We start from the raw sequence: 23,866 nt of genomic DNA, 5'->3' as shown, positions 1-23,866 counted from the left end.
ACCGTCTCTTCGACACCGGGATCGCCCACCTGCACCGCTACGTCGCCATGCATGGTTCCAGCTCACCTCCCCGCGGCGCGACGATCGACGGGTTCGCGATCGGTCAGTGGGTCGTCAACCGCCGTGCCGAGTACCGGCGGGGCCAGCTGTCGCCCGAGCGGATCCGCCGCCTCGACACCGAGTTCCCCGGCTGGGTGTGGAATGTGCGTGAGGCGATGTTCGACGTCGGCGTGACCCATCTGCGCAGGTATGTCGCCGTCCACGGCACGAGCAACGCCGGAGAAGGCGATGTGGTCAACGGTTTCGAGATCGGCACCTGGGTCGCGTCCCGGCGCGCCGACTACCGCAGAGGCCGACTGTCGGCCGAGCGGATCGCGCGTCTGGAGTCCGAGTTCCCGGACTGGCAGTGGCTGCCGCAGGACGAAGCCTTCGCGGCCGCATTCGAGACCGGACTGTCCCACCTGCGCCGCTACGTTGCCGCCCACGGCACCAGCCAAGTCCCTCAGCGGGATGTGATCGACGGGTTCCCTATCGGTACCTGGGTCGCCACGCGCCGCGCCGACTACCGCAAAGGCCGATTGTCGGCGGAGCGGATCCGCCGCATCGAAACCGAGTTCCCGGACTGGCGGTGGACGGTACGACCCGCCGCCACGAGCAACCGGCGGTGACACCGTGCCCAGCGAGCACGACTCCCCGACCGCTGGCCGTCGCCGTGCGGACGAGCGGCGGTTCGACGCCGGGATCGCGCACCTACACCGCTACGTCGCCGCGCACGGTTCGAGCTCGCCGCCCCGCCACGCGACGATCGACGGCTTCGCGATCGGCGGCTGGGTCGACAACCGCCGCACCGACTACCGGCTCGGCCGGCTATCGCCCGAGCGGATCCGCCGCATCGAAACCGAGTTCCCCGACTGGCGGTGGAATGTGCTCGATGCCGCCTTCGCGGCCGGGATCGCACACCTGCGCCGCTACGCCGCTGCACACGGCACCAGCAACCCCCGCCAGCACGACGTCATCGACGGGTTTCCGATCGGCCAGTGGGCGGCGAACCGTCGCGCCGACTACCGCACAGGCCGACTAACTGCTGATCGAATCGCGCTGTTCGACAACGAGTTCGCGGACTGGCAGTGGAACCCCCAGGACGCGGCATCGGCCGCCGCGTTCGAGGCCGGCGTCGCGCACCTGCATCGGTATCGGGCCGTGCACGGCACCAGCAGCCCCAGCCAGCGGGACGTGATCGACGGCTTCGCGATCGGCCAGTGGGTGGCCAACCGTCGCGCCGACTACCGTCGGGGCACCATGCCAGCCGACCGGGTCGGCCGCCTCGAGGCCGAGTTCGACGACTGGCGATGGACAGGCCACAACCGACCTGGTGTTCGTCGCGGCGCTGGGGAGCGATGAGGAGATGCGGTGAACCTTGCTGCGGCAGTAGCGGAACGGGTGGCAGCGAAGGCGGCACAGCCTCCTGCATGCGACGACGTCGCTGTAATGGCCGCGTGGGCTGTCGGGGACTGTGTGTGCGTGGTGTTTCGTTCACGCCTGGTCAGTGACCCGGCGAAGGTGTTCGGCGTGATCTACGACCTCGACTTCCACCCTTCGGATGCAGGACCCGTCACCGATATCGAGGCTGCCGCCTATCACATCCTCGCGTTCGAGGTCATCGAGCCGCACCCCTATCCCCAGGTGTTCGCCACCGGTAACGAAGCTATTCACTGGCGGGTGATGTCGGCGCGGGAACATGACCTACTGGCCGTCATATCGCAGCTGCCAGACGTCGGCGCTGTGGGCGATCAGGGCATAACGATCCGAGGCCGCTCCTGATCCGACACAGCAGCCCGCCGGGCTGAGGCAACGGGTTCAAAACCCGGCCAGTGTCAGTTCGAGTACGGCCGGCGGCACTGAAGCAAACGTGGGACGGGATTGTCCGGTTCGGTAACGATGTCCGAGTGGGCTGCTATAGGTAGTTGACATTCGATCGGCCATTGCGCGCCGATCGCCGCTTGTGTGAAAGGCTCTCCCGCTCAATGGCTATGCCCCCGCTCCCCCCTGCCGTCTCCTCGTCAGAGCCGCCGGCCACCCCTTCACCTCGCAGGACTCGATCCCGGGTCCTGGTCGGCAGCTGCGCGGCTGCGCTGGCCCTGGCGCTGGGAGCGTGCGGGACGACCGACACCGTGACCACCGAGCGTGTCGCTGACACCTCGACGCTGCCTGCGACGAAGACGTCCGCGGTCGCGGCGTCGGAGGTGTCGCTGCCCACCGCGACGCCGGTCGTCACGGTGTCGGCGGCACCGGCCGCGAACAAAGCGCTGGCCACGCTGGACACGCTCGAGGTGAAGGGTCGCGCACCCAAGACCGGGTATGACCGGGATCTGTTCGGGCAAGCTTGGACCGATGGCGTGAACGTCGACAGCGGCCACAACGGCTGCGACACCCGCAACGACATCCTGCGCCGCGACCTCACCAACATCGTGCTCAAGCCCGGCTCCAACGGCTGCGCGGTGCAGTCCGGAACACTCGCCGACCCCTACACCGGCACCACCATCTCGTTCGTGCGTGGCCAGCAAACCTCGTCGGCGGTGCAGATCGACCACGTCGTCGCGTTGTCGGATGCATGGCAGAAGGGCGCCCAGCAGCTCTCCGCGGCTCAGCGAGCGGACTTCGCCAACGATCCGCGCAACCTGCAAGCCACCGACGGCCCCACCAACCAGCAAAAGGGCGACGGTGATGCCGCGACCTGGCTGCCGCCGAACCGTTCCTACCGCTGCACCTACGTCGCCCGTCAGGTCGAGGTCAAAGCTGCCTACCAGCTGTGGGTGACCCAGGCCGAGAAGGACGCCATCACCCGCGTTCTCGGTAGCTGCGGCGCCGCGGTGCCGGCACCGACGACCCGCCAGGTCCCCAACACCCGGACCTCGACGGCGACACCGATCCCGGAACCGACCTACACGCCGCCGACGACGACCTACACCCCGCCACCTGCGGTTGAGGCGCCGGCGTCGGTCTACTACGCCAACTGCTCGGCAGTCCGCGCCGCGGGCGCGGCCCCGATCTACGCCGGGCAACCCGGTTACAGCAGCAAGCTCGACCGCGACGGCGACGGCGTCGCCTGCGAATAGACACCCCGCCATCCCCCACGCCGTCACGACGGTCCTTTCGGAACGTCGTGACGGCGGTCTAGGCTGCGGGCGCGGCACCTTCCCGGGGTGTTGCGAACCCTGTCGTCGAGAACTCTCAAGGAGTGGTCATGGCTGGAATCGCAGACAAGTTCGACAAGGCATACGAAGACAAGTCGCTGGCCGAGCTGGCCGATGCGCCGGTCGCGGCGCTGCAAGGCGTCAGCGACGGTGACGCCGAAAAGCTCCAGGCGGCGTTCAACATCAAGACCGTGCGTGACCTGGGCACCAACAAGTTCTTCCTCTGGGCCCAGGCGGTCGCCAAGCTCGCCGAATAGACCGGCCAGCTGCGCGGAATACCGCGGGTGGGGCCACCGTTGACTCGTGCGACGGTGGCGGGCTCATTGCCCCGGGCCTCACCCCTTTCCGCCGCTGCGTGCGGCCACTCGCCGAGAGGCGCACTGACCGGCACCGTCCATCTACACACTGAGGCCGTCGACCCACTCGGGTCGGCGGCTTCAGTCGTCACCAGCAGCGCGTGTGTGCAGTCACCGCGGGATGACGGTGCCCTCGGGGAGGTCGTACTCGGCGAGGATCACCTCGTCGCCGTAGACGGGTGGGAAGTCATCGCCGGGGATCTGTGGGACGGCAAACATGAGTTTGAGGAACAGGCCGGGGTCGGCTCCGTCGAAGGCGCGCAGGGAGATCCACGGCCGGGTGCCGAACGGGTCATCGACGTGGCCGTCCCATCCGCCGAGCTGGTCGAGATAGTTGGCGAGGGTGCGGCCGGGGTAGCCGAATCGGGCTGCGTAGTTGATCGCTGTGGTCTCTGCGGTGATGCGTACGCGTTCGATCACGGCCTGAGGATAGACACCGACCGGTCGGTGAGCGAGGACAGTGGAGCGTATGGCTTCCATGGCGCCGATGCTCGCAACTGCGGGTCCTCCCCCGTCGGGTTCGGGCTGGTCGTGGGAGATGAAGTTCGATGGCCAGCGCTGTGTCGCCCGAGTCGCTAGCGGGAAGGTGTTGCTGTTGAGCCGCAACCTCAGCCCGATCACCTCGACCTACCCCGAGATCACGGCCGCCCTGATGAACGCCAGTGGCGGCCGCGACGTCGTGGTCGACGGTGAGATCGTGGCTCTCGACGCCGACGGGCGGCCGTCGTTCTCGCTTCTGCAACGACGCATGCACACCCCGCGGCCGGGCCGGCGGCTGCTCACCGATGTTCCGGCGGCGTTCTATCTGTTCGACGTCCTGGAGCTCGACGGCTCCGACGTCGGACCGCTGCCCTACTTCGAGCGCCGCGAACTGCTCGACACCTCGCTCACCAGTATCGGCGCGGCGCAGGTCACCCCGTACTGGCCTGACAGCTCCGCCGAACCGATGCTCGAGCTCGCGAGGACGTTTGGCCTGGAGGGGGTGGTCGCCAAGCGAGCAACGTCGAGATACGTGCGGGGGCAGCGGTCCCCGGCGTGGGTCAAGGTTCCTCTGCGGCTCAGCGCCGAAGTGATCGTGTGCGGGTGGACCGGCGGCCCGGCGATGGTGCGGTCGCTGCTGGTCGGCGGCTACCGATCCTCGGGTGAGTTGGTCTACCTCGGGGAGGTCGGTACCGGGTTCACCCAGCGGCACCGCCGCGAGATCGCTGAACGACTGGCGGCGATAGCGCGCCCCGAGCATCCGTTCACCACCGAGCACTCGCCCACCAGGATCAGAAACGTGCGGTGGGTGCGACCGGTATTGATCGGCACCATCGAGTACCGCGAGCTCACCCGCCGGCTGCGACATCCCTCGTGGAAAGGCTTGCGCACCGACAAAACCCCGGACGAGGTGATCTGGCCCGAACACGACACCCAGTCCTGACTACTCGGACGTCGACTCGGTCACCTGCACAACGCAACCACGATGGCCCTGTGGCAACCGACCCGCCGGGGAGGGCGGCAGCGCAGCGCCAGCGGAGTCAGCTCGTGGCTTCTCCGAGTCGATCGACCTGTCCGCCGACCTCGTCGGCGTACGCCTGGGCCTCGGTCGCCTCATCGTCGGTGTAGACCCGGACGTCTGCCGCCCTACCGGGCGGCCGCACGATCAACGTCAGCTCGTCGATCGCGACGCGGCCGCGTTTGGGTGCGACGCGATTCGTGGGCCCGGCCCCGGCATCGTTGTTCTCGGTCATCGCTCGGCGGCGTCCTCTCGCGGTTGCAGCGCCTCGGGTGGCACCCACATCGTGATGACGGCCGACGAGACGTGGTTGGCGCTTTCGACCGGCATCTGACAAATACCGCGCCACAATCCATTTGAGACCTGCAACCACGCCAAGAGGAGCGCGGGCATGGTCGGTTCGATACGGGCACCGGAGGCTCGCACCCGCAGCGAGACTCCCCCGCCGGCGGCATATGACCGTCCGCAGGACGGGTCAGCGATCGCCATGTCGATCAGCACGGGCCTGGGCGGGTCGACCACGCGTAGTGTTCGGGTGTCGGGCCAGCGATCGAACATGCTCACAGTTTAACCCAACGGGTCGAATGGGTGTTCGATGCTCGTGTAGTTTGTACGGGTAGGCGGGGGTGTGACCGGAAGGGAAGTCCGGGACCGTACGCACCCCCGCCGTTCCCGCGGCTGGGAGGTGAATCGGTGGATGCGCGACCACGGTTGCACGTGACCCAACGTGCCATCCTCACCGAGGACGACAGCGGTGTCTGGACGGGCCGGTATGGCGGAGAAAACTGGTCTGTGACAGCGGATTCCGAAGAGGGCGCTCTCAGACGTCTGCGCGAGAAGCTTGAATCCCTCCTCGACGAGGACGAGCGCACCGCACGCATCATCTCCCTCGGGGAGCAGGCCGCCCAGGGCAGCTACACCGAAGAGGGTTTCGAGGCGCGTCTCATCAACCAGGAGGCCTACGAGGATCGGATGATCGAGGCGATAGAGACCGACTTCGACCAGGACTGACCCGTGACGTCTGCCTGCCTGACGGCCCTCGCCGGTGATGCAGCGGTGCACCGACACCGCAGACCTTCGCCCCAGCACTGGTTCATCACGCGACCTGCTGAAAGGGCGTGACGGTCCGGCCTGTCGAACCGCTCGACAGGGGCCTCGCGGCGAATGCCCGGGATCAGATTGCGCCGCTGCTAGCCGCGAACACCGCGGCGTAGAGGACTGCCACAGTCCGGGATGCTTGCTCGCGGACAGCGCTGTCGGGGTCGTAGAGGTAGGCCTCGACCGTGCCGATGAGATGGACGGGGGTCGGCCGGAACCGTCGGAGGCAGGCTATCGCTGTCGCCCGCACGCTGGGATCGCTGATTTGGTCGGCAACGAGATGCACATCCTCTTGCTGGCCATGCTCGGTCAGGAACTCAAGGATCCCCGATCGACAAACGCCCAGTGTGCGGTCTGCTGCGAGCCTCGATAGTTCGTCGCGATGATCGCGGGATGCCAACTCCCGCAGCGCTTGCGCCGCTTCGGTCAAGACTTCAGCGCTCACTGGTGGCTGAAGGTGAAACTGGTCGATGAGCGCCTCGGCGGCGCCGCAATCGCGGACGCCGGTGCTGGCCAGCAACCGGCAGAGATCGATCCGGAGTTGATCGACCTCGCTGCTGTCGGTGAACCCAGATCGTTCCTCGATATGGCGCAACCAGTCCACGAGAACGCGCGTGGGAGAGGACATCCGCCGCGTGTCGGCTACGCCGAGGTGTCCGTGCGAGTGTGGCGAGGGATCGGCGTGTGCGAGGTCGGCGGCGAGGCGCTGGTAGACGCGCTCTCGCTTCGACAGCGCGGTCACATCGGGCCTGTCGATCGGCGGTCGATGTTTACCTGCGTGGGTGACGCGGGAACGCATCCTGGCATCGCGAGTCCTTACCCGTCCGGAGCCGCCGCGGATCGGCTGGCTGTTCGGAGGGTCTGATGCAACTGGGCTGCCGAGATGTTCCGACCGACCGACCAATCGGCCGGATAGGCCTGGCCCACGGCGTCGGTGGGACGGCGCTGCCAGGTGCTAGAGCTGATCACTGACACGCCGGAAGCCGGTGATGCCCGCGGAGTCGATCACTGCCCGCGATAGCGGGCGACCCAAGGCTTGTGCGGTGTCAGTTGCAAGTTGCCGAGAGCTCGAATTGCTTGGTGATAGGTACGGCGAGATCCCAGCTTTCCGCAGTCCCGCGAACCGTGATACGGGAACCGTCCTGGTCGACAGCTTCGACTGAACCCTTGCCCTGCTTGGCGGTGTAGAGGACCCCATCGAGTCCGAACGACACCCTCACGAGTTTTGGTGGATTGCCTGGCTGGAGATCGGCACTCAGCCCAGGCTGCCCGTCGGTGGGGTCCTGTCCGGTGATGCTGATGGAATTGCTCTGTCGGTAACACATGAACTCAGACGGGTCGATGCCTGGGAGTGGTTGGCCATCGACAGTGGCGCTGAGTTCGGCGTAGGGGATGTCGATCTTGGACAACTCCGGTCGCGTATCCGCGGTTTGGGAGGCATCGGATTCCGAACATCCGGCTATTACGAGACCGACACAGGATGCCACCAGGAGTGGCACCACGAAACGCTGACGGCTAGCCATATTCTGTCTCCCCCTGGGCTGGTCGTGAGGCACACGATCTGCTTGCTTGCTGCGGGACTGTACCGGGCGAACCCGCGAGGGGAAGGCGCCGGACCGCCGCGGCGCCGGTCGGTCACATACCGCCGGGGTCAGTAGACGGAACCCACCGGCTGGAACTAGGCGGGGTGGTTGCTGCAACACATCAGCATGCAGCCATTGATTCGAGGATCATCCTCGACAGGGAGATCCCTGCCGCCGCACACCCGAGGGCGGTCGGCGTCTCCACACGCTTCTGTGCGCGCGGCGGCTCCGAGCGGCACCGTCCGAGTGCGAGAACCGCTCGCACACAGTGATAATCGGTCACTGGCGATGTCGTCGGCTGTATGGGAGGCCCACCGATTCTCGGTTGCCGTCATGCAGCTGGTGTGCGAGGTGATCGGCCGCCAGCGAGGAACGTCTCGTCTTGGCGAGACGGTGACCCCGGCGATCGCGGACCAGATCGCGGTACTGGTCCGTCACGACGCCTTTCATATCGCGAAGACGGTTGCCGCGACAGCCAGTAGGGCCCAGAGGTCCTCGATCGGGCCATCGGTGCATCGCCTCCACGTACAGCTGTGTGACCCCTGCGGCGCCGAGATCTTCGGTTCCGTCACCACGGACGGCCAGGTGCGGCCATTCGCCGCCCGCGTCGAGCGCAAGCCATGTCGGATACGTGCCGCCGCGCGGCCGGGCAGCCGATCCACTCTGGGCCGTGTCGCCTATCGGTGGCAGCTGGTTGCCCTCGAGTTCTGCTGATTCGACGGCTGGCGTTGACATCTGTCATCGGCTCGGCGTGACCTATCCTTTCCCGGTGGTTGCGCAGTCGTCGGTGTTGGCTCGGAGATGGGCCGATTCTGCACCGTTGCGTGCCCAGCAGTGGGGCCTGATTACCAGCGCCCAACTCCAGCGCCTCGGCGTCAACGGGTCGAGTCAGCTTCTGCTGCGGCGCAGAGGATTGCTGGTGTCGGTGGCCAGAGGTGTGATGCGGGAACCCCGCCCGCCGGCGGACGACCTGCTGGCCGTAGCCCAGCTGGCCTGGGTGTCGGCAGCGCCGGGTTCGGCTCCGGAGGAACGGCTCTCGGCCGCGCGGCCAGACTATGTGGTCACCGCGTACACCGCGCTGGCCCTGCATGGACTCGCCGCTCCGCCCGTCGAGACGCTGCCGCTACTGGCTGTCACCGGGCGCTTCCAGCACCGGCAGACCGCCACCTACGCGATCGTTCCTCGCCGGGCGGAACTGTCGTGGGATGACGTGGCGGTTCTCGACGGACTGCCCGTCTTCACCCCGGCCGCGGCGATCCGCGATGTCGCCGCGCACGGTGGCGCCCGATTCGGCGACGACCTGGCCGACTACTTCACTACTATCGCCGGGGCTGCGGCCGACCGCCCCGATCAGGCCGCCATCGACGCCGCGATCGCGGCCACCGGTATCCGCCTGGACGCCCCGTCACCGTCATCTCCCCTGCCCCCGCTGCTGGCTCGCAAATGGGCCGATACCGCGGCGCTGCGGACGGCCCAGTGGGGACTGATCACCAGCGTCCAGCTCCAGCAGCAGGGCGTGACCCGCAGCGATCACGTGAAGCTGCGCGACGCGGGCCTGGTGGTTCCGGTCGCCAACGGCGTGATGCGCGAAGCCGACCGTCCCGGTGAGGGCGCCCTTGCTGCGGCGCAGCTGGCCTGGGTAGCGGCCGTACGGGATTCGACCCCTGCTCAGCGGCTGTCGGCGCCCCGTCCTGACTGTGTGGTCACCGGCACGACCGCCTTGGCCATCCATGGCCTCGGCCAGCCCGGTCAGGGACTGCCGCAGCTCGCGATCACCAAGGCACCGAAGAACGGGGGACGTACGACCACGACCGCCCGATATCTGGGCCGCTCGACGGCGTTGTCGTGGGACGACGTCGACATCGTCGACGGCCTGCCGGTGTTCACCCCGGCCGCGGCGATCCGCGACCTGGGCCAAGACAGCCGTGGTCGGCTTGTCGATGACCTCGCCGGTTACTTCGCTGACATCGCCATCGCTGCTGCTAACCATCCCGATCGCGACGCCATCGTGGCGGCGATCGCGGCGTGCGGCGCCCGCCTGCGTACGGTGGTCTGCGATGCGCGCGCCGTCCTCGACCGGGTCTACCGCACCGCGGGTGTCTCCGACGACCTGTTGGCGGCCACCATCTGGGGCGGCCAGTGGCAGCGGCGCTTCACCGCCGACCGGGTACAGCACATCGTGGCTACTGCGCTGTCGGTCGCCGTCGACACCATCGCCGGCCGGGCCGGAGACGATCTGTCCACCGCCCTGGTTTACCTGTTGGAACGCAACGGTCAGGCGCGTAAATGTGTTGTGGCCGACTGTGAATGGTGGGCGGTGGAACAAGACCGCTGCTCCGCGCACGCGATCCAGCGGCGACGCGAGCGCGTGCTAGCCGACCCCTCAGGCGTCGATTCTTCCACCACGGCGACTCCTCGCCGGTCAGGACATGGCTGGTGGGGCCACATCGACGACGACGGCGAGACAATCGCGTGCCATGAATGCGGTGAGCGTTTCCGTGCGCTGACCCGCACCCATCTGGAAACCCATGACCTGACCGCCCGCGAGTACAAACAGCGCCACGGCATCGAACAGCGCATCGGGTTGGTCTCCACCGAGGTTCGCGAGCGGCAGCAGCACCAGGTCGCAACCAACTCCCGATACTCGGAGCGGTTCCGCCGCAACCCGAATGCGCCACGCCTGACCGATCTACCGTCAGCCCTTCTCGAGGACCAGTCTCGCTGATCGATGTCTCGTTCGACGCTATTGGCCTGTCGCGGCGGTGGTGTCGCGTAGCAGGTCGGCGAGTTGGGTGCGGGCTCGGTTGAGTCGGGATTTGACTGTCTGAACACCGACGCCCTGGTGGGCGGCGATGTCGGCGTAGGTGAGATCGCCGAATTCACGCAGGACCACGGCTTCTCGGAAGTCCTCAGGTAGCTGTGCGAGTGCGTCGCGTACCGCGTCGCGCAGCGCGATCTGATCATCAAATGCTGACTGGTGGGTGTCGTCGACGAGTTGGATCGGCTGGTCGGGGTCGGTGAAGTCGGTGATGGTGGTGTTGGCTTTGCGGCGCCGCACGACCATCAGGGCGTTGTTCGCGGCCACCCGGTGCAGCCAGGTGCTGAACTTCGACTCACCGCGGAACTTGTGTAGGTTCTGCCACGCCGCGACGAGGGTGTTCTGCAGGGCGTCCTCGGCGTCGTGGGGGTTGGAACAGATGTTGAGGCACACCGCCCACACGTGCGTGCGGTGAGCGCCGACGAGCTCGGCGAAGGCGTGCTGGTCGCCGTTACGTGCTTGCAGCAGCAGACGTGCTTCGTCCATCAACTCCCCCAACCCGGTTCTCAGATGTCGTCGTGCGTGTCGTGGGCACTGGGATGCGGGTCTTCGACACCGGCGTCGGCGAGGTCGACACTCCCACTGGGCTCGTCGGCGGGCGGGAGCTGTCCTTCCTCGGCGGCGTCTTGGGCGGCGTGGGCGATCGGCGGATCAGCCGGTGCCTCGCTGGGCGGGCTGTCGGGGGTGTCGTCACCCAGGTCGATGTCCTCGTCGAGGTCGGCCGGCGGGGTGTCGTCCATGTCGGGGACGGTGTCGGGGTCGGCGACGGCGGCCGGGTCGAAGGCTGCCTGCAGCGCGTTGTCCCACACTCCCGGCGGGAGGTCGGTGGTGAGGGTGGCGGGGTCGATGCCGAGTGACGCCAGAACCGGCGACGGTTCGTCCTCCTGCATGTGTTGACCTCCGTTTCTGGTGAGGTGGTCGCCGACGAAGGTCGCCGTCGGCCCGGTCACCAGGTGAGATGTTACGGCCCACCCTCGGTGTTCCCGACCAGGTCCCGACAGCTGTGATGTAATCCTCCTCGCCAGATAGACGCGGATTCGGGGTCGCGGCGATCGTGGGCGGGAACATTCCTCATTCCTGGTGGCAACAGATTCCCGACACGCTCACAGACCGAGTTCGAAAGAGGACGCACCATGTCCGGTACCCCCAGAAGCGACGCCCCCATCATCAGCCCCGACGAGCCCTACAACCCCGACGCCACCCCCGCCGATGCGCCCGCCCCCGCCCCGGAAGCCGCCGACGGCCCGGCCGGCCAGGTGGTACACACCACCGACGACGCCGGCAACGCCATCGAACGTCCACTACGACGAAGCCGGCGAGGTCGTCCTGGTCGAGGCCGACACCGATGGTGACGGCCATGTCGACACCGCCGCGGCACCGACCGCCGACGGCGGCGCCGTCATCGCCAGCGACCTCGACAGCGACGGCGTCGTCGACGAGGTCGCCCACCTCAATGCCGACGGCGACCTCACCCAGGTCGATTCCTACGAAGACGGGCAACTGGTCACCCAGACCCTCGACACCGATGCCGACGGCGCACCCGACACCCTGCTCGTCGACACCAACGCCGATGGGGCCATCGACGCCGTTGCTGTCGACACCGACGGCGACGGGCAGTTCGACGCCGTCGCGCTTGACACTGACTTCGACGGCCAGGCTGACGTCTACGGCCAGGACACCGACGGTGACGGCGAGCTCGACCTCTACAGCGACGACACCGGCACCTACAGCGACACCCCGGACGCCCCCGAAGACACCACCCCCGGTGGTCACGACAGCGACGCCCTCGTCTGACCCCCGCCCGAGGTCAACCACAGCGATGCCCGACCCCCAGGGGTCGGGCATCGCTGTGTGTGGGCTTGACGGCCTCGGCGTCAGAATCCGCGGAAGATGCCGTCGGTGTCGGCGGCGCCGACGAAGTCGGCGAAGTCCATGTTGGCCAGGGCGAGGTTGTTTTCGATCGACCACATCGCAGCGGGCACGACCCGCACGCTCCGTTTCGAGGTGTCCTCGCCGTCGAGATTGATGGCCAGGATCGGGTGGTCGGGGTGGGACAGAGTCTGGGTATCGCACAGGAACACGTAGAACGGCGGCGGTTCCCCGATCGCGTGCGCCAGCTCGTCGACGGTGATGTTGTCGTAGGTGGGGTCGTCGACCAGGGTGAGATCGGCAGAGAACCCGTCGACAGGATCGGGGGCCAGCGCCGCATTCGCCACCGTCGTCCACCCTTCGGGATCGCTGAAATCACCGCGGATCAGCAGGGACAGGCCTGTCAGATGGTCGGCGTCGAGCGGCCCAGACACCGAGGTCGCAGAGTCGGCCGCCACGGCGGCGTCGATGCGCTCTCGCACCTCGGCGGGCTGGGCCGGGGCGTGTGACGCGGCCGGAGTGTTGCGGCCGGTCGGCGTGTAGCGGATGACCTCGAGGCCGGCCGGCCCGGGGATCGGCCAGATGTCGACACGCACCTGCACGACGGGATCGGAGGGTCGCCGGTCCCGGCAGGACACGCGAACCATGTTCCATGGACCAAAAATCGTGTGCACCAGAGGCTTGATGCGCTCGTGTTCGCTCGGCGACGACCACACCAGAGGCTGCATCGTCACAGGCAGGTAGCCGAATTCGGCGCCACCTTGCTCGACATGGACCCAGCCGTCGGCAGCATCCAACAGGGTCGGCTCGGCGTCGTGAGTGATGAGGTCGACGACCACCGGGGCCGGCGCATCAGGGATCAGGAACGTCAACTCGGGAAGCCGCGGCGGGTCGAACCCCGGCTTACCAGGTTCGTAGCTGAGCGTGTAGTTCTTGGTGTCCTGGATGCCGATACTCAACCGATGCTGGCCGGTGTACCAGCTCTGATAATGCTCTGGCTCGAATGATGCGAATGCGCCAGTGAGAGCGATGAAATCAGCCGTACGGTGTTCGTACTGCACGTGCTCCAGCTCCACAACCACTCCTCGTTACTGTCGACCCCCACAGCACGCTCTTCTAGCGGCTGCCCCGCCGCCACCCTAGGGCCGAACGGGCGGCGATCACGCCGACAACACACCCGCCTGCCTAACGGCGTTGATCCTGCATCGTGCTGCCGGGAACATTCTCGGTTCTCCGAGGCAACCAATCCTCAGTTGCTCACGCAGAGCACATTTCTCGCCCCGATGAACGAGGCGGGACTGCCAGCACAGGGCGCGGCGATTCGCTGCGCCAGGACCAGAGGACACTCCGATGAACAAGACCGCCATGACCATTGCCGTTGCCGCCGTGTCGATGGGCGCCGTCGCGAGCGGGTTCGCCGCCGGCACCGCCGAGGCCCAGCCGGGGCATCAGCGCAGCTGGGTCACCGACGACGGCTGGAAGGCCTCGATCGCCTCCACCCACGAGAAGGTGCAGAAGGTCGCGCCGCTGTCCTCGGTGCCGACGTCGCGGGAAGCGTTCATGTCGATGCGGGCGGTGTCCACGCTGACGCCGCCGGCCGGGCAGGCCGGAGCAGCGATCACCGGTGAACTCGAGGCCGGGTACATGATCGGATGCGCGGTGCAGCTGGAATCGGTGACCGGCAGTGTCGGGGCGAGCCTGGGCATCGGTGGCAGCGGTGGTGGTGGTATCAGCGCGGCCGGACCCAGTGGAAACCTGTCGATCAGTCCGCAGGCCCTGCTGCAGCCGAGTCTGTCGGTGACGATGTCACCGGGCAAGATCACCACCGTCACCTTCGACAAGAAGGCCGTCGGCGCCGGACGCGCGTCGACCACCACCCGCGAAGGCCACATCAGCATCGACGGGTGCGCGGGCCCGGTCGCGGTCCGCTCCTACGCCATCCTCAAGACCAGCACCCCGAAAGCCAACGACGGCAACGCCGTCTACGGCCGCGTCGTCTACCTGTAAACCAATCGGCCCCAAATCTGCTGTTCGGCGGGAACATTCCACCACCCCAGGAGCAACCCATTCTATGGACGCACAACCCGTGCGCCTCGCACGATCTGCGACCGCAGACGTGCAGAACACCGAAGCCCAGCCAAAGAGCTGGCATGACGAAAGGAACACTCAGATGCGAGTAGGTAAGGCGCGAGTGCGTAAGACGATTGGGTCCACCGTGGCGGCCGTCGCGGCGGCCGGTGCACTGTCGCTGATGGGCGGCGGGCTGGCCTCGGCAGCCCCGATCGAACTGCAGCACGGCGACGACGGACTGACGACCTACGACTTCGGTATCGACGGCCAGGACGTCATCATCGGCGGCACAGGCAACTTCACCTGGCCCTGACCGCCAGTCCTGGTGGCCTGAACCGATGACTGCGGGTGGACGTTCGGCGTCCACCCGCAGTTCTCGTTCAGTCGGTCGTCGCCGACCAGTGCCCGACATACCGGTGCCGTGACGGCAGCGCCGAACCGAGATGGGCTGCAGCGTCGGCAAGGATCGGCCACGGCTCGACGAGCTCGCCCTGCCAGCATGCCCACGGCACCGGACCCGGCCCGAGAACATCGCCGAGCAGCGGGTGGCGGCTCCGCGCAATGCTGTCGGCGGTCTTCTCCACGGCGGCCACCAGGTCCCATTTGGTCACTTCGGCGACGTAGCTGGGCAACTCGGCCGTAGCCTCGGCGACGGCGTCGACCGAGCCTCGCTCGGTCGCCACAATGTCGGCGGCACGAGCGGCTATCACTTGCGGACGAGGTTCGACGGCCATACCGTCCGGCTGGACATTTCGGTAGCTCAACGGCATCGAACCTCGATCGTTCGCATCCACGCCAGCAGCGTATCGCCCGCTCCGGGTGTGTGCAGACGGCCAATCGTCTGCACGCGCCCACACCTACACTCACAACCCGGCAATGCGTATCGGTCGCTTCGTCACCCCCCTGCCGATACACGGACGATCCCAGGAGGCCACGCGCAAGATGGCTGATCACGTGTTCACGACTCTCACCGAGCCCGTCTTCGAGCGCGACCCCGACGGTGGGTTCACCGTCTACGACATGGTGTTCGAAGACGGCGACGGCGGGTTGTGGGCCTACCCGGGTCACACGTCCGAAGACTCGCGGGTTGATCCGGCCAGCTGGGCGGCCCAGCATTCGGTTCCCGCCGGCCGGATCGGACCGGTCGGTCCGGGGATCGCACCTCAGCAGTGGCCGCGCGATCCGACGACGGGGATGCCGATGATGCACATCATCACCCTGTGGCTCCCCGACCACTTCCGCCGACACGGCCCTGACCTCCCAGGAATTGCGCTTTTCCAGGGAGCCGGCGAGGCATTCATGCCGCTACCCGACACCCCCGATCCGGCCGATCCGTTCATCATCGACCTGCACCATCACCGCCCCCACCCCCAGCAGATTCTCCTCACGGACATCCTTGATCTCTACTTCGCAGCCATTTGGCTCACCGCCGATGAACTCACTCAGATCGGCTCACCACCGGCAGACCGCCGACGTCCCGGAGAACATGCCCACGACGGACTGCCCCGCCATGCGTGGAACCACGACGACCCGCCGATGCTCGTGCGCCTCACGCCGCGCCGCAACGACCCCAACGCCGGGATCGCCCCCGTCGAACGTGACGCCACCACAGAGACTCCGTACCTCAGCACCTGGGGCGACGGCGACTCCCACGACTGGGCCGACAGACTTCAGTGGTTCAATCACCTCGGCGGCACAGTCTTTCCCTCCCAGTGGATTCCCGACGGACTCACCCCGTACTATCTCGACCTGTTCGAACTTCCCGGGATGAACATCGGCACCGGCACCCTCCAGTACGACCTCGAATCGAACGTATTTGACTGGGCCTGTGGGTAACTGCCGTTTCAGACTCACAGAACCCCGTCGAATACCAGGCCTAGCCAGATGCAATCGGCCGCCAGGCCGAAGGTCAGCCCCGACCAGAACGCGATCTTCTCTGCCGGATAAGCACCAGCGATAGCCGCAACGAGGAAGCCGAAAGCAACGAGCCCCAGCGGGAATACGACCACGATGAGGTAGTCCGGGAGCAGGAGCGCGCAGGCCGCGAGAACCAGTCCGGCGATCGCATAGGAGGCGTAGCGCGGCCCGTCATCGAGCTGGGCGATCCGACTGGCGACCGCACGGACGATCGCGCGCTCGATCGACTTCGTCATTCCAGTCCTTCACGGTGGGCTTGCCCGATCACGTCGACACCTCTGCGCACTCAGTTGATGAGGCCGGAGCGGGTGAGGAAGGTACGGGCATTCTCTACCGAGGACAGCTCGGCGACCGAAAGGATCACTCCGGTACCGGTGTTGGCGTAACTGATGTCGTATTCGTTGTCGCTCAGGCTCGGCGCGATCTCGGCGGCCGCCTGGCGGTTGGTGTCTTCGACGACAGTGCCCTTACCGGCGCTGTAGACCCCGTTACGCAGGTTACGAACCTCGCGGGCGGCTTCGTTGTCGTCGACGTTGATGTGGATCCGCAACGAGGGTGAGAGGCCGCCCGCAATCTTGAGGCCACTGAAGGTCCCGTTCTCGTTGAGGGTGCAGTCCAGCTTGAGCGCGCCGTTGTCGGTGAAGCTGCCGTTGGTGCAGTCGGTGATCTGGGATTGCAGGGCGCCGGGCAGTTGCTGGCGGATTTGGTCAGGGTCGGTGAGGATCGGCCCGCCGTCTTCCCCGGTGGGCCCGGCGGCGGTGGTGTCGGTGCCCAAGGTTTGGGTGGCCTGGGGTGCATCGGTGGGGTCGTCGTCGCTGCCGCTGGCGGTGGTGACGATGGTGGTCACGATCGCGGCGGCGGCGATGACGGCGACCGCGGCGGCGCCGATGCGCAGCCAGCGTCGCCGCGAGGAGGTGGGCTGGGCTGGTGAGCGCAGGGTGCGGGGTTGGGTGTGCCAGGTCGGCATGAGGTCGGCGGCTTCGGGGATGCCGCGGGGCTGTGTGGGCGCCGAGTCCGCCAACACGGTGAGCAATGCGCCCTGGGCGACAACAGTTTTGGGGTCGTCGAGGGTGGCGACGGGACCGAGTTCGCCGAGGCGTTGCTGGATGAGGGGGATGCGGGAGGACCCGCCGGTGAGGTAGAGGGCGGTGAGCTGGTCGGGGTGGGTCAGTCCGGCGTCGGCGAGGGTGGTTCGGGTCAGCTGGACGGCGGCGTCGACGGCGGGGGTGATGAGTTCGTCGAACTCGTCGCGGGTGATCTGCAGGGTGGTGCGTTCACTGGGGCCGGGCACGGAGATGGTGGCCGACGGCGTTTCAGACAGCAGCTCTTTGGCCTGCTGGATGGAGTCCTGCAGGGACTGGATGGCGTCGATGGGGGCGGTGCGGCGCAGCCAGGCGGCGTGGTCGGGGTCGCGGTCGGCGAGGCGGTCCTCGACCCAGCGTTGCAGCAGGGCGTCGAAGTTCTTGCCGCCCAAACCGTTGTCGCCGCGGGCGGCAATGACCTGGAAGGTGTTGGTGGGGGTGACCTCGAGGACGGCGATGTCGAGGGTGCCGCCGCCGAAGTCGAACACCGCGATCCTGGTGCCGTGTTGCAGGGCGTGGGAGCGGGAGTAGTGCCCGGCCGCGGCGCGTGGTTCGGAGATCGTGGTGATCCGCTCGGCCGGGATGCCGGCAGCCCTCGCGGCGTCGGTGAGGACCTGGATCTGTTGGGGCGCCCACGCTTCGGGGTGGGTGAGCACGACCCGGTCGGGCATGGTGCCGGCGTGTGCGGCGACCCCGCGGCCGATGATGGTGCGCATCACGGCGGCGACGAGGGCGTAGATCGGCAGGGTGTGCCCGTTGGCTGCGACGGCCGGTTGCGCACCGATGAGGCGTTTGGGTGAGGCGATGAACCCGGCCGGGTTCTGCGCGGCGGAGTTGAGGGCGGCACCCCCGACGAGGACAGTGCCTGCGGTGTCGACGAACACCGCCGAGGGCATCAGGTTGCTGGCGTGGGTCAGCGCGAGCGCTTCGATGCTGCGGCTGGTGGCGCCCGAATGCGCGGCCGCCGAGTTTGAGGTGCCGAAGTCGATCGCCAGCGACCAGGCGTGGGGGGCAGATGTCTGGGTGGCAGATGTCATGGTGTCGGATCGTCCTGTGCGGGAGGGGTGTCAGTGGCCGGCGGCCAGAGCGGTGTAGGTGCGGATGAGGGTGACCAGGGCGGCGTCCTCGGCCGCCGACCGGGTGGCCAGGCTGCGTTGCTGGGCGGCGGCCAGGCGGCGGTGGGCTTCGGCGGTGACGGCGGCCGGTGGTGGGTGGCCGTCGAGGCCGACGCGGCCGGCGGGGGTGGTGGCGGTGAGGATGGTGCGCAGTTCGTCGGTGACCGCGGCGTCGGGGTCGACGTCGAGCATGCGCTGGTAGTCCTCGAGCACGGTCACCGCGGCCATGGCCGGGTCGGCACGTAGACCGGCGGTCAGGGTGCGGATGTGGTCGCGGGCGGGATGGGTGAAGGCCAGTTGATCGAGGCGGGCCAGGATGCGGTGGGCGCGGTGCAGCACGGCGAACCGTCCGGTGGCCGCGGTCAGGGCGTGGCGCAGGGCGGCGATCCCGGATCGTTCGGCCAGCCAAGTGCTGAGCGCTGCGGCGCCGTCGGCGGCGACCCGGCGACCGTTGAGAGCACCGTATTCGCCGAGCAGGGCGAGCAATTCACGCCGGTCAGCCGGCGGCACTCCCCCGCTGGCAGGGTCCTCGGAGTCGAAGATCCGCAGCACCTCTAGCGGCGGGACGTCGCGGAGCTGGGCGAGCAGCGCGGCGTGGCGTTCGGTCAGCATGCCGGTGTGGCTGGTTTGCGCCATCAGCCCGGACACCGGGACGATCGTGTGGACGATCCCGGCCAGTGGGCCGGCCATGGCGGCGGCGTGGGCGGCGGCGTGGGTGAGCGGGTCGCGGCGGCCGAAGGCGCCTTCGCCGAAGGAGTCGGCGCGCGAGAGCACCCCGAGCATGGTCAACGGGGTGAACGGCAGCCGGTGCAGGAACTCGATCTCATCGACGCGGGGTGCGGCGTCGAAGAGGAACACCGCGGCGTCGGCATCGATGGAGGCGGTGCGGGTCTGTTCGAAGCCGTCGATCATCACCCGGCGGGTGGCGGCGTCGTTGGCGGCGGTCAGCGTCGACAGGCCGGGGGTGTCGATGAGGGTGAGTTCGCGCAGCGCCGCCGAGGGCAACCACCGGTCGACGTAGGCGACCTCGGCCGACGGGATCGGTAACTCGATCCCGGCGCCGGGGCGCAGCGCGGCGCGGTGGCGGGTGCCGTCGAGGGCGAGGACCTCTGCCCGCGACGGGGACCCGTCGCGGTAGACGGTGACGACGTTGGTGGCCTCCAGGGCGGCGGTCTCGGCGACCGGGGCGCCGATCAGCGCATTGACCAGCGTGGATTTGCCCGCTTTGAGCCGGCCGACGACCACGACGCGCGGCGGTGACCACAAGATGGTGCCGATCGCATTAGCGTGGTCGACGCAGTCCCCGCCGAGCGCGGCCAGCTGATGCAGCCCACGGTCGAGCGTGGTGTGCACCGAAACTGGTGTCCCGCTGCTCATGTCGGGTCTCCGTCGAGGAGTGCTTGGGCGGCGGTGATGCGTTTGTCGACGATGGCCAGGTTCGAGGTGAGGCGTTGGGTGGATTTCTCGCGGGTGGCGGCGTCGGCGGCTGCGGCCTCCTGGACGTGGGTGATGGTGGTTTGCAGCTGTTCGATGGTGGCGCGCAGGTGATCTCGGTAGCGGATGACGATGTCGGGGCGGGCTTGGGCGACGGCGCTATCGAGGAGTCGGCCGGTGGCGGTCTTGGTGGCGGCCAGGGTTTCTCGCAGCCAGGCCAGCAGGTTGGTTTTGCCGGCGCGGATCGCCCGGAAGCTCAAGTTCACTCCGACCCACACCGCGCCGATGACGGCGCCGACGCCCATCAGCGCTGAAAGCCCGACAAGCCCGCCGAGGGTGGAGGACCCGACCACACCCATGGTCAACAGGGTGGGGTCGAGCAGCCCTTGGCGTTTGCTGGTGACCTGGTGGGTTTCGATCTTCTTGTCCTGCATCGAGGCGACGATGCGGTCGCTGATCTGTTCCCACACCGTGGGGTCGTCGGCGAAGCGTGGGGTGATGATCGTGTCGTGCAGCTCGTGCAGGAACCCGGCGAGGGTTTCGGCCATCGCCATCTGCAGATCGACCTGCATGTCGGCGGTGAACTTCTGTTCGCTGCGCCGCAACACGGCCATGCCGTTGCTGTTGATGTAGGTGGTCCACTTCTCGCGCACCCCATCGAGGCGGCGTTCGAGGTCATCGACCGCTGATTGCCGCAGCAGGGTCAGGTCCCGGGCGAGATATTGCTCCCATTGGCGGGATTGGGCGTGCAGGTCGGTGAGCCGGTCGCGTTCGGCGGTCAGGTCCGGCAACGCCTGAGCGCCGGCGCTTAGCGCGGCGAGCTCGTCGGCGATGGTCGTGCGCACGGTGCGCAGCCCGTCCAGACAGGTGCGGACCGCATCGAGGTGCGGGGCGGCCGCGGCGGCGTCGAGTCGGTCGGTGATCGCCGCGCGCAGGGTGGCGATCCCGGAGTCGGCCTCGAGGCGGTGACGCGCCTGCGGGTCGGGGGTCTCGGCGGCCAGGACGGCGAGCAGACTCGACACCCCGATCACCGGCACCACCCGGCCCAGGTGCTCGGTGATCAGCCGCTGGTTCTCGGCGACGATCGCCCGCCAGCGTCCCAGGTGTTTGTCGGTTTTGGTCACGGCCACGACGACGGCATCGACGCCGGCGGTGGCCTCGCGGACGAAGGTCATCTCCGGGGCTGTGATCGGGGCGGAGGCATCGCAGACCAGCACCAGCACGCACGCCTGCTGGGTGGAGTGCGCGGCCAGTTTCGCCAAGCCGGGGTCCAGGCCGCCGACACCGGGGGTGTCGATAAGCGTCATCTCGGCCACCGCCGCCTCGCGCAGTGCGATCGCCGCCGCAGTGGGCAGCTCCTCAACGCTGCGATCACACACCATGCGCCCGCCGGTGGTCACCCAGTCGGTCAGCTCGCCGATCTCGGCCGGGCGCGGACCGGAGGGAAAGAACAACTCGGCGGCATGGGCGACGGGCAGATCACCGGTGGTGGTGACCGACACCGCGACCGAGGAGGTGACATCAACGCCGACCGGGCATAGGTCGCGGTAGCCGACCAGGGCGTTGACCAGGGAACTTTTGCCGCGCTGCACCTCGCCGGCCACCACCACGGTGCGCTGCGGCGCGCGGTGCAGTTTCGTCTCGGCGAGGTCGGCGACGGCGTCGTGTTTGTAGGCGCGCAGCACTTTTCCCGCCTCAGCCACGACCGCCGCCGCGGCCGCGTCAACCCCCGTCTGGGGTGCTGCGGGCGCGTTCACGCCGACCATCGTCTCGTAGCGGTGCCGCCGTTCCCCCGACCGGTCATGGAAAGCATGCTGGTCGACGCGGCAGGGCAACGCAAAACGGTGGGTGTCAGGCGCCGGCGGTGCAGGCCCAGATGATCGTGCGGGACCCCGGCCCGGACTCATTCGCCGCGGCTACCTCCGCGGACCGTCGGGTCGGGGCGTAGGCCCACCCCCACCGCAAGGTGCGGGGCTGCTGGGTGACCGCACCGCAGTTGCGGGCCATCTGCACCACCCACCGGCAATCCGACGCCCGGCATTTCGCTTCGGCGGCCCGCTTGGCCGCCGACGCGGTGGCGTAGTTGATCGCATAGGCGGTGTTGCCGGTGCGCTGGGAGATCGCGATCGCACCGTAGACGTTCTCGGCGGCCTGGGCTGGTGCCGGCGCCACCAGCAGCCCAGCACCAGCAGCCACCACGGCCAGAGCGGTCACCGCCGCGCGCACACCACGAGTCGAGATAGGCATCAAGAGGGGGCTCCTCATCCGGGAATCGAGAACGCCTCGACCCTAAAGCGCGTGTCCCACGAGCTGAGGGGTCGAGACGGGTGGTTTCGACCGTTCGAATGGGGCACCGACCGCCCGATGTCAGACCCGACTGTGCAGGCACGACAGCGGGCGCACTATTCTGCAGCCGAACAAGAGGATCGTGCAGATCCGGGTTTCGGGGGAACCGTTCGGGGTTCGCGCAGCAACACACTGGAACAACACCAGTGTGCAGCGGTGGCCCGGGTGAGGTCGTTGGTCCTCCGCCGCAGGGGCTGCAGGAGAGAAACGAGACCCTGATGAAGCGTTGGTACCCACTCGCGGCCGCAGCCGCGGTCACCGCGGGCATGCTGGCCGCATGCTCAACCGGCGGCGAACCCGCACCCGAATCCTCAACAACCGGCAGCGCCGAGCCGACGGTCGATCTGGCCGCCCTCGATCCGGGCGCCTACCCCACCGAACCGCGCCCACCGTTCGGTGTTGCCGACGACTCACAACTGGTGCAGGTCGAAAGCCAGCGGATGGCACAGTTCATCGTGGTGCCCTTCGAGGTCGACCCGGACCTGACCGCCCCGGACAAATCCAACGCACCGATCACCAGCCGCCGCAACCTGGTGCCACACATCAACGCCGACGCGGCGGTGATCCCGGCAAACGACGCACTGCTCGGCGGGTTCTCGTCCCTGTTCACCACCGCGCCGACCGAACGTGACAACCCGCGCGGCCTGCACAACATGGTGCTGCGCTACGAAACCGCCGCTGATGCCCGCGCCGCCGCGCAGCAACTCGCCCAGGTCAGCGCCCGCCAGCAGAACAGCCCGGTCACCAGCCTGCCGGGGGTCGAGGGTGCCTACGCCCTCGAGACCACCCGCAACGACAAGAGCTACTTCACGACCTACACCCCGCACGGGGTGTACGTGATCTACGAGTTCGCCTCCTCCCTGGCCGCCCACTCCGACCAGCTCGAGCCGATGGCCCGCAAAGCAATCACGTTGCAGTCGGCGCTGATCGACCAATTCCCGCGCACCCCCACGGCTGCGGAGAACGCCGCCCGCGGCAACGGCGGAGGATTCCAGCCGCCAAAGATAGACGAGAACAGCATCCTCATCTACGCCCTGCCCTACACCGACACCGAGATGGAAAACGGCATCACCGGCCGACCACAGCAGAGCATGCGCGCGGTGTACGGGCCGCGTGGCTTGTCGCACTTCTCCACCGACCCGGCCGGCATCTTCAACGACCTGCGTGCGGCCGGCTCGACCGCGAACGCGATCGAGCGTTCCATCGTCTACCGTGCCGACACCAAGGAGCAGGCCGCCACGCTGGCCGCTACGAGCGAAGCCGACGATCAGAAGATCGACGCACCGCCCGGGCTGCCGGCCGCCAACTGCTCTGCCCAATCCAGCGCTGACGGCAAGTACACGATCTATCACTGCAAGGTGCAGGTCGGCCGCTACGTCGGAGAAGTGCAGTCGCCCAACAAGACTGACGTCTACCAGAAAGCCGCGGCTCAATATCTGATCCTCACCAAGGCCGACCAGAACGCCAAGTAGACGGGACGAGAGGC

28 protein-coding genes are annotated in these 23,866 nt (G+C 67.8%); 14 read left to right on the top strand and 14 right to left on the bottom strand.

Annotated elements, in window-relative coordinates; all coding sequences use genetic code 11:
* The first annotated feature begins 20 nt into the window (after nt 1–20).
* The 5 genes from AC3B6C_RS25125 (at nt 21) to AC3B6C_RS25105 (ending at nt 3,451) form a co-directional block, all read left to right on the top strand.
* Nucleotides 21–668, top strand: a complete 648-nt coding sequence (locus AC3B6C_RS25125; RefSeq protein ID WP_139319397.1) for a helicase associated domain-containing protein — start codon at nt 21–23, stop codon at nt 666–668.
* A gap of 4 nt (nt 669–672) precedes the next feature.
* Nucleotides 673–1,401, top strand: coding sequence for a helicase associated domain-containing protein (locus AC3B6C_RS25120; protein ID WP_075862420.1), 729 nt, complete (start codon nt 673–675; stop codon nt 1,399–1,401).
* A 9-nt stretch (nt 1,402–1,410) separates the two neighbouring features.
* On the top strand, nt 1,411–1,821 hold the full coding sequence (locus AC3B6C_RS25115; protein ID WP_139319381.1) for a hypothetical protein: 411 nt from the start codon (nt 1,411–1,413) through the stop codon (nt 1,819–1,821).
* Between the two features lie 209 nt (nt 1,822–2,030).
* Nucleotides 2,031–3,116, top strand: a complete 1,086-nt coding sequence (locus AC3B6C_RS25110) for a GmrSD restriction endonuclease domain-containing protein (protein ID WP_075862422.1) — start codon at nt 2,031–2,033, stop codon at nt 3,114–3,116.
* A 128-nt stretch (nt 3,117–3,244) separates the two neighbouring features.
* Nucleotides 3,245–3,451 (top strand): hypothetical protein, encoded by a 207-nt coding sequence (locus AC3B6C_RS25105; protein WP_044508856.1) that lies wholly within the window; start codon nt 3,245–3,247, stop codon nt 3,449–3,451.
* Nucleotides 3,452–3,661: 210 nt separating this feature from the next.
* Here the strand turns inward: AC3B6C_RS25105 and AC3B6C_RS25100 are convergent, their stop codons facing one another.
* A complete protein-coding gene (locus AC3B6C_RS25100; protein WP_075862423.1) occupies nt 3,662–3,970 on the bottom strand; it encodes a hypothetical protein in 309 nt (102 codons plus the stop codon).
* Between the two features lie 49 nt (nt 3,971–4,019).
* Here AC3B6C_RS25100 and ligD point away from each other — a divergent pair, with 49 nt between their 5' ends.
* On the top strand, nt 4,020–4,973 hold the full coding sequence (ligD, locus tag AC3B6C_RS25095) for a non-homologous end-joining DNA ligase (protein WP_075862424.1): 954 nt from the start codon (nt 4,020–4,022) through the stop codon (nt 4,971–4,973).
* Between the two features lie 97 nt (nt 4,974–5,070).
* On the opposite strand, the gene AC3B6C_RS25090 is transcribed toward ligD, so the two are convergent.
* Nucleotides 5,071–5,283 carry a hypothetical protein gene (locus AC3B6C_RS25090; RefSeq protein ID WP_058253254.1) on the bottom strand — a complete coding sequence of 71 codons (213 nt, stop codon included), beginning with the start codon at nt 5,281–5,283 and terminating at the stop codon, nt 5,071–5,073.
* Nucleotides 5,280–5,606: a hypothetical protein gene (locus AC3B6C_RS25085; protein WP_058253253.1), complete on the bottom strand. Its 327-nt coding sequence runs from the start codon at nt 5,604–5,606 to the stop codon at nt 5,280–5,282. The genes AC3B6C_RS25090 and AC3B6C_RS25085 overlap by 4 nt, the downstream gene beginning before the upstream one ends.
* Before the next feature lie 135 nt (nt 5,607–5,741).
* Between AC3B6C_RS25085 and AC3B6C_RS25080 the strand changes: the two genes are divergently transcribed.
* Nucleotides 5,742–6,059, top strand: coding sequence for a hypothetical protein (locus tag AC3B6C_RS25080; protein WP_058253252.1), 318 nt, complete (start codon nt 5,742–5,744; stop codon nt 6,057–6,059).
* A 163-nt stretch (nt 6,060–6,222) separates the two neighbouring features.
* On the opposite strand, the gene AC3B6C_RS25075 is transcribed toward AC3B6C_RS25080, so the two are convergent.
* Both AC3B6C_RS25075 and AC3B6C_RS25070 read right to left on the bottom strand, forming a co-directional pair.
* Entirely contained in the window at nt 6,223–6,945 is a 723-nt protein-coding gene (locus AC3B6C_RS25075; protein ID WP_139114234.1) for a HEAT repeat domain-containing protein, read from the bottom strand.
* A 247-nt stretch (nt 6,946–7,192) separates the two neighbouring features.
* On the bottom strand, nt 7,193–7,555 hold the full coding sequence (locus tag AC3B6C_RS25070) for a lipoprotein LpqH (RefSeq protein ID WP_058253250.1): 363 nt from the start codon (nt 7,553–7,555) through the stop codon (nt 7,193–7,195).
* A gap of 462 nt (nt 7,556–8,017) precedes the next feature.
* Here AC3B6C_RS25070 and AC3B6C_RS25065 point away from each other — a divergent pair, with 462 nt between their 5' ends.
* The gene (locus AC3B6C_RS25065) at nt 8,018–8,443 is read left to right on the top strand and encodes an Rv3235 family protein (protein ID WP_222844772.1); all 426 of its coding nucleotides are present in this window, start codon (nt 8,018–8,020) and stop codon (nt 8,441–8,443) included.
* A gap of 55 nt (nt 8,444–8,498) precedes the next feature.
* A complete protein-coding gene (locus AC3B6C_RS25060; RefSeq protein WP_139114233.1) occupies nt 8,499–10,454 on the top strand; it encodes a MucR family transcriptional regulator in 1,956 nt (651 codons plus the stop codon).
* Nucleotides 10,455–10,472: 18 nt separating this feature from the next.
* Here AC3B6C_RS25060 and AC3B6C_RS25055 read toward each other — a convergent pair whose 3' ends face one another.
* Together AC3B6C_RS25055 and AC3B6C_RS25050 are read right to left on the bottom strand one after the other, a co-directional pair.
* Complete coding sequence (locus AC3B6C_RS25055; protein WP_058253247.1) at nt 10,473–11,033, bottom strand: RNA polymerase sigma factor; 561 nt, start codon at nt 11,031–11,033, stop codon at nt 10,473–10,475.
* A 20-nt stretch (nt 11,034–11,053) separates the two neighbouring features.
* Nucleotides 11,054–11,497 carry a hypothetical protein gene (locus AC3B6C_RS25050; RefSeq protein ID WP_058253246.1) on the bottom strand — a complete coding sequence of 148 codons (444 nt, stop codon included), beginning with the start codon at nt 11,495–11,497 and terminating at the stop codon, nt 11,054–11,056.
* A 259-nt stretch (nt 11,498–11,756) separates the two neighbouring features.
* Between AC3B6C_RS25050 and AC3B6C_RS25045 the strand changes: the two genes are divergently transcribed.
* Nucleotides 11,757–12,341, top strand: a complete 585-nt coding sequence (locus tag AC3B6C_RS25045; RefSeq protein WP_488376555.1) for a hypothetical protein — start codon at nt 11,757–11,759, stop codon at nt 12,339–12,341.
* Nucleotides 12,342–12,421: 80 nt separating this feature from the next.
* On the opposite strand, the gene AC3B6C_RS25040 is transcribed toward AC3B6C_RS25045, so the two are convergent.
* Nucleotides 12,422–13,492 carry a DUF6924 domain-containing protein gene (locus tag AC3B6C_RS25040; protein ID WP_058253244.1) on the bottom strand — a complete coding sequence of 357 codons (1,071 nt, stop codon included), beginning with the start codon at nt 13,490–13,492 and terminating at the stop codon, nt 12,422–12,424.
* 274 nt (nt 13,493–13,766) lie between these two features.
* Here AC3B6C_RS25040 and AC3B6C_RS25035 point away from each other — a divergent pair, with 274 nt between their 5' ends.
* The gene (locus AC3B6C_RS25035) at nt 13,767–14,423 is read left to right on the top strand and encodes an MspA family porin (protein ID WP_058253243.1); all 657 of its coding nucleotides are present in this window, start codon (nt 13,767–13,769) and stop codon (nt 14,421–14,423) included.
* 184 nt (nt 14,424–14,607) lie between these two features.
* Nucleotides 14,608–14,799 (top strand): hypothetical protein, encoded by a 192-nt coding sequence (locus tag AC3B6C_RS25030; RefSeq protein WP_139114231.1) that lies wholly within the window; start codon nt 14,608–14,610, stop codon nt 14,797–14,799.
* Between the two features lie 67 nt (nt 14,800–14,866).
* Here the strand turns inward: AC3B6C_RS25030 and AC3B6C_RS25025 are convergent, their stop codons facing one another.
* Nucleotides 14,867–15,280 (bottom strand): hypothetical protein, encoded by a 414-nt coding sequence (locus AC3B6C_RS25025; RefSeq protein ID WP_139114230.1) that lies wholly within the window; start codon nt 15,278–15,280, stop codon nt 14,867–14,869.
* 148 nt (nt 15,281–15,428) lie between these two features.
* On the opposite strand from AC3B6C_RS25025, the gene AC3B6C_RS25020 reads away from it, so the two are divergent.
* Nucleotides 15,429–16,322 (top strand): hypothetical protein, encoded by an 894-nt coding sequence (locus AC3B6C_RS25020; RefSeq protein WP_139114229.1) that lies wholly within the window; start codon nt 15,429–15,431, stop codon nt 16,320–16,322.
* 14 nt (nt 16,323–16,336) lie between these two features.
* On the opposite strand, the gene AC3B6C_RS25015 is transcribed toward AC3B6C_RS25020, so the two are convergent.
* The 5 genes from AC3B6C_RS25015 to AC3B6C_RS24995 all read right to left on the bottom strand — a co-directional run bounded on the left by AC3B6C_RS25015 (nt 16,337) and on the right by AC3B6C_RS24995 (nt 22,281).
* Nucleotides 16,337–16,639, bottom strand: a complete 303-nt coding sequence (locus tag AC3B6C_RS25015) for a hypothetical protein (protein ID WP_058253240.1) — start codon at nt 16,637–16,639, stop codon at nt 16,337–16,339.
* A 50-nt stretch (nt 16,640–16,689) separates the two neighbouring features.
* The gene (locus AC3B6C_RS25010) at nt 16,690–18,522 is read right to left on the bottom strand and encodes an Hsp70 family protein (protein ID WP_058253239.1); all 1,833 of its coding nucleotides are present in this window, start codon (nt 18,520–18,522) and stop codon (nt 16,690–16,692) included.
* Between the two features lie 30 nt (nt 18,523–18,552).
* Nucleotides 18,553–19,977, bottom strand: a complete 1,425-nt coding sequence (locus AC3B6C_RS25005; protein WP_058253238.1) for a GTPase — start codon at nt 19,975–19,977, stop codon at nt 18,553–18,555.
* Nucleotides 19,974–21,800 carry a dynamin family protein gene (locus tag AC3B6C_RS25000; RefSeq protein ID WP_058253237.1) on the bottom strand — a complete coding sequence of 609 codons (1,827 nt, stop codon included), beginning with the start codon at nt 21,798–21,800 and terminating at the stop codon, nt 19,974–19,976. The genes AC3B6C_RS25005 and AC3B6C_RS25000 overlap by 4 nt, the downstream gene beginning before the upstream one ends.
* Before the next feature lie 85 nt (nt 21,801–21,885).
* Complete coding sequence (locus AC3B6C_RS24995; protein WP_058253236.1) at nt 21,886–22,281, bottom strand: DUF4189 domain-containing protein; 396 nt, start codon at nt 22,279–22,281, stop codon at nt 21,886–21,888.
* Between the two features lie 317 nt (nt 22,282–22,598).
* Here AC3B6C_RS24995 and AC3B6C_RS24990 point away from each other — a divergent pair, with 317 nt between their 5' ends.
* Nucleotides 22,599–23,852 carry a DUF7373 family lipoprotein gene (locus tag AC3B6C_RS24990; RefSeq protein WP_058253235.1) on the top strand — a complete coding sequence of 418 codons (1,254 nt, stop codon included), beginning with the start codon at nt 22,599–22,601 and terminating at the stop codon, nt 23,850–23,852.
* Nucleotides 23,853–23,866 lie beyond the last annotated feature (14 nt).

Source organism: Gordonia sp. 11cp, from assembly GCF_057767225.1.
This window is presented reverse-complemented; position numbering and strand designations above follow the sequence as displayed.